The following is a 3,452-nucleotide window of genomic DNA, read 5'->3' on the forward strand; positions in this document are numbered from 1 at the left end:
GGCGCTCGCCGAGCAATGTCATCTCTGAGGCGGCACCAATAGGCGCGGCGAAGTAAGTGGTGATGCGCGACAAGCCCGCCACATGAAACACGCCGGGGCGACTGTGGACACGGTGCAGCCACGCACCAAACAGCAGCCCGACTGCCAGCGCCCAGACGATATTGAGCGCAATTGCCCACCACAACCCGGCCACCAGCGCCACCACCTGCGGCGTGAAATAAAGCCCGAGCGCGCCGCCAATAATCCACTGGCCGGCGTTGCGCAGCGGCGTCCAGCTGGCGGTCGGCCCGCCCAGCATGGACACCAGCGCGGTGGCCAGCAGCGGTCCTATCATCCACGGCAGCGGCGTGCGCAGCCTGACACACAGCGCGGCCGCGGCCCAGGCCAGCAGCAGCGTCAGCGCCACGCGCAGCACGGCCGTCTGCTTCAGCGTCATACGGCGCAGCGCCGCCGGCAGCGGCTTGCCAGACGGGGGCGGGGCAGATTGAGCAGGGCGCAAGGCATCAGGAAAACTTCTGGAAAGCATTAGTATCCACGGATGCGCTACTTCTTTCCGCCCCGCCCTGCTACCGTGCTGGGCTGCGCCCTGCTGCTGGCGCTGGCCAGCGGTTGCGCCCATCGGCCCCAGGCGCCCATCCTGCGCCAGCCCGGCGGCACGGCGGCGGCGGCCCACGCCACGGCCGACCGGCTCGACGCGCTGCTGCCGGCCAATGTCGATGTGCTGCTGCTGGGCGAGCAGCACAACGCGGCGGAACACCAGCAGATTGAGCAGCAGGTGATTGCGCTGCTGTCGGCACGCGGCCTGCTGGCGGCGCTGGCGCTGGAAATGGCCGACACCGGGCACAGCACGGCGGCCCTGCAGCCCGGCTCCAGCGAAGAGCAGACGCGCCAGGCGCTGGGCTGGAACGACAAGGACTGGCCCTGGGCCGCCTACGCGCCGGCCGTGATGACGGCGGTGCGCGCCGGCGTGCCGGTGGTGGGCGCCAACCTGCCGCGCGCGCAGCTGCGGACCGCCATGACCAACGGCCAGCTCGACGCGCAGCTGCCCGGCCCCTCGCTGAAGGCGCAGCAGCAGCAGATCCGCCTCAGCCACTGCAAGCTGCTGCCCGAGAACCAGATCGCGCCCATGACGCGCGTGCAGATTGCCCGCGACATGGCGATGGCCTTGGCCATCGGCCAGATGGCCCTGCCCGGCAAGGTGGTGGTGTTGCTGGCGGGCAGCGGCCATGTCGACCGCCAGCTCGGCGTGCCGCAGCACCTGTCGGCCAGCCTCAAGACCCGGTCGGTGCGGCTGCGCCCGACAGACACCGACGGCTTTGAGCAGGCCGAAGCCTTTGACAGCGTCTGGCCCACGGCCAGCCTGCCCGAGGCCGACCATTGCGCCGACCTGGGCAAACAGCTGGCGCCCAAACCCTAGCCGGGTGCGCATTCAATAAAGGCTTAAGCGCCGGCCTGCCAACGGCCCTGCACGCCCCGGCTACCTGCGACAATTCAGCCTCTATGAACCACGCTTACATCCTGACCCTGTCCTGCCCGGACCGCAAAGGCATTGTTCACGCCGTGTCCGGTTTTTTGCTGCAAAACGGCGGCAATATTGAGGAAGCGGCGCAGTACAACGACCATGACACCGGCCTGTTTTTCATGCGGGTGCAGTTTGCCTGCGACCAGCTGACGCACGAGGCGCTGTCGGCGCAGCTGAAAGACTTTGCCGAGCCCTTCCAGATGGCCTGGAAGCTGCACGCCACCACCCAGCCGATGCGCACCGTGATCCTGGTCAGCAAGGAGGGCCATTGCCTCAACGACCTGCTGTTTCGCTGCAGGTCGGGCCTGCTGCCGCTGGACGTGCGCGCCATTGTCTCCAACCACCGCGAGTTCTACCAGCTGGCGGCGAGCTACAACATCCCGTTTCACCACCTGCCCGTCACCGCTGCCACCAAGGCCCAGGTCGAGGCCAGGCAGCTCGACATCATCGAGTCGGAAGGCGCCGAATTGGTGGTGCTGGCGCGCTACATGCAGATTTTGTCGAACGAGCTGTGCCGCAAGCTGGCGGGCCGGGCCATCAACATCCACCATTCGTTCTTGCCCAGCTTCAAGGGCGCCAAGCCTTATTACCAGGCGCATGACCGCGGCGTGAAGCTGATAGGCGCGACCGCCCACTACGTGACGGCAGACCTCGACGAAGGGCCGATCATCGAGCAGGACGTGGCGCGCGCCGACCACAGCAAGACCGTGGAAGACCTGACCGCCATGGGCCGCGACACCGAAAGCCAGGTGCTGGCGCGGGCCGTCAAGTGGCACAGCGAGCACCGGGTGCTGCTGAACGGCCATAAAACGGTGATCTTCAAATAAATGTGGCCCCCACGCTTTTCACTTCGTGTAATGCGCTGCCCCCCAAGGGGGCCGCTGCGCCTGCGGTCTGGCAAAGCCAGTCCCGCGGCCCCTGCTGGCGGGGAAAGGCCCCCGTGTTCGCTCACAAGGTTTAGCATCTCTTAATAGACATGGCTACCGCTTCCCGAATCCCCCCCATCCAGTGCCTGCAGACCTTCGAAACGCTGGCGCGCTTGCGCAGCGTGACGCAGACCGCCGAGGAGCTGTGCGTCACGCCCAGCGCGGTCAGCCACCGCGTCAAGCAGCTCGAGCAGATCATTGGCACCAAACTGTTTGGCCGGGCCGACTTTTCGCTGACGACCGAGGGCAGCGAATACCTGGCGCATGTGCGCGAAGGCCTGACCACGCTGCAGAAGTTTCCGGGCGCGGCCGGGCAAAGCGGCTCGCCCGGCAAGCGCAAGCTGCGGCTGGCGGTAACGCCGACCTTTGCGCGCTCGATTTTGCTGCCGCGCCTGCGCCAGTTCACCGAGGCCTACCCCGAGATCGATTTGACGCTGCAGGTGTCGATTCCGCTGCTCGATGTGGTGGCCGAGGACTCCGACCTGGTGGTGCGCTTTGGCACCGGGCGCTACGCCGACCTCGAACATGTCTGCCTGACCAAGGACGAGGTGACGCCGCTGGCCTCGCCGGCCTTTGTGCGCGAGCATGGGCCGTTTGAAACGGCCGAGGACCTGGCCGGCGAAAGCCTGCTGCGCTCGCCGCTGGAGCCCTGGCGCACCTGGTTTGCCGCCAACCAGCTGGACTGGCCCGAGCCGGTGGACGGCTCGCAGTTCAACGACATCGGCCTGATGTGCGATGCGGCGGCGGCCGGCATGGGCATCGCGCTGGTGCGCCTCAAGCTGGGCGCACCCTGGCTGGAAAACGGCTCGCTGGTGCGCCTGGGCAACAACGCGGTGTTCGGGCGCAACATCCCGAGCCCGCACGCCCACTACCTGTGCTGGCGCACCGGCACCATGGAGCGCTGGGAATGCGCGGCCTTTGCCGAATGGCTGAAAAAGTCGATTGCCTGACGCCTGTTTCGCTCCCTGGCGCTGTTTTAGGGGCCTTTCAGGGCTGTAGCCCAG

General features: G+C 67.2%; 4 protein-coding genes. 3 read left to right on the plus strand and 1 reads right to left on the minus strand.

Going from position 1 to position 3,452, the window contains the following annotated elements; genetic code table 11:
• Nucleotides 1–436, minus strand: a 436-nt coding sequence (locus RMO23_RS13635; RefSeq protein WP_309682488.1) for an AbrB family transcriptional regulator, incomplete at its 3' end; no start/stop codon positions are given.
• A 102-nt stretch (nt 437–538) separates the two neighbouring features.
• On the opposite strand from RMO23_RS13635, the gene RMO23_RS13640 reads away from it, so the two are divergent.
• From RMO23_RS13640 to RMO23_RS13650, 3 genes are all read left to right on the plus strand, one after another.
• On the plus strand, nt 539–1,417 hold the full coding sequence (locus RMO23_RS13640; RefSeq protein WP_309682490.1) for a ChaN family lipoprotein: 879 nt from the start codon (nt 539–541) through the stop codon (nt 1,415–1,417).
• Nucleotides 1,418–1,500: 83 nt separating this feature from the next.
• Nucleotides 1,501–2,349, plus strand: a complete 849-nt coding sequence (gene purU, locus RMO23_RS13645; protein WP_309682492.1) for a formyltetrahydrofolate deformylase — start codon at nt 1,501–1,503, stop codon at nt 2,347–2,349.
• A gap of 149 nt (nt 2,350–2,498) precedes the next feature.
• A complete protein-coding gene (locus RMO23_RS13650; protein ID WP_309682494.1) occupies nt 2,499–3,398 on the plus strand; it encodes a LysR substrate-binding domain-containing protein in 900 nt (299 codons plus the stop codon).
• The last annotated feature ends 54 nt before the right edge of the window (nt 3,399–3,452 follow it).

The organism is Polaromonas sp., assembly GCF_031411155.1.
GTDB lineage: Bacteria > Pseudomonadota > Gammaproteobacteria > Burkholderiales > Burkholderiaceae_C > Polaromonas.